Source organism: Frankia sp. AgKG'84/4 (assembly GCF_023242965.2).
GTDB lineage: Bacteria > Actinomycetota > Actinomycetes > Frankiales > Frankiaceae > Frankia.
In genome coordinates, this window is sequence record NZ_JALKFU020000874.1 from 1 (window position 1) to 889 (window position 889).

Genomic DNA, 889 nt, shown 5'->3' on the forward strand with positions numbered 1-889 from the left:
GACGAGGGCGGTCCGGACGAGGACGCGCCCGGGTCGGTCGACGGGCTCGCCGGGTTGGCGGCACTCGACGAGCAGCGCCTCGTCCGCCTCGCCGCCGCCGCGTCGCGCACCGCCGCCGCCAACGCCCGACTGGAAATCTACCCGCGCGACCTGGGCCTCGTCCGGGCGCTACGACTCGCCCAGGCCGGCGTGCTACCGCCCCGGCCGGCGCCGCTCCCGGCGCGGCCAGGGCGACCGGAGGGCCTGACCGAACGCCCCGACCGGCCGCTGCTGGAGGTGCCGCTCATCCATGACCGGGTGGCGGCCCGCTTCCCCGGCCTGACGACCGAGGTGCCGGCGCACCCCGCGCTCGACGGCCCGCTGGCACAGGCCGGCTTCGTCCTCGAATGGGACGCGGCCCGCGGCGGCTACGTGCCGCCGTATCGCCTGCTGACCTCGACGGGCCTCGGCTCGAGGGCGACGCCGGTCGTGCGCCGGTCCACCGAGACGGGCAGCCGCCCGGCCCGGTTGATGTTCGACAGTCCCGATCAGGCGGCCTCATCGCTCGCCGAGCAGAGGCTCATCGCCGCCACCGAGGCCGGTGGGTTCCGGGCGCTCACCGTGCGCCGCAGCCTCTACCTGGCCGCCCGTGCGGAGCTGGCCCTGCCACACCGGTTCGCCGCCGAACCGGTCGACGTCGCCGCCGTCTTCCTCGACGCGCTGCACGCCGAGGTCGACCCCCGCCCCAGGCCGACGTGGGCCACGATCCTGCGCGCGGACAGCGCCGAGCCAGGCAGCCGCGCCGCCGGCCACCTCACCGAGTACGTCCGTTCCGCCTGGGACCGGGCCGCTCCCCTGCTCGCCGAGCTCGTCGACGCCCCCGGCCGGCCGGGGCCGCACGGTCCGGCGC

At 77.8% G+C, this 889-nt stretch carries 1 pseudogene; it reads left to right on the plus strand.

Annotated elements, in window-relative coordinates:
• A pseudogene (locus tag MXD58_RS25775) lies at window positions 1-889 on the plus strand (BREX system serine/threonine kinase PglW); the annotation flags it as partial.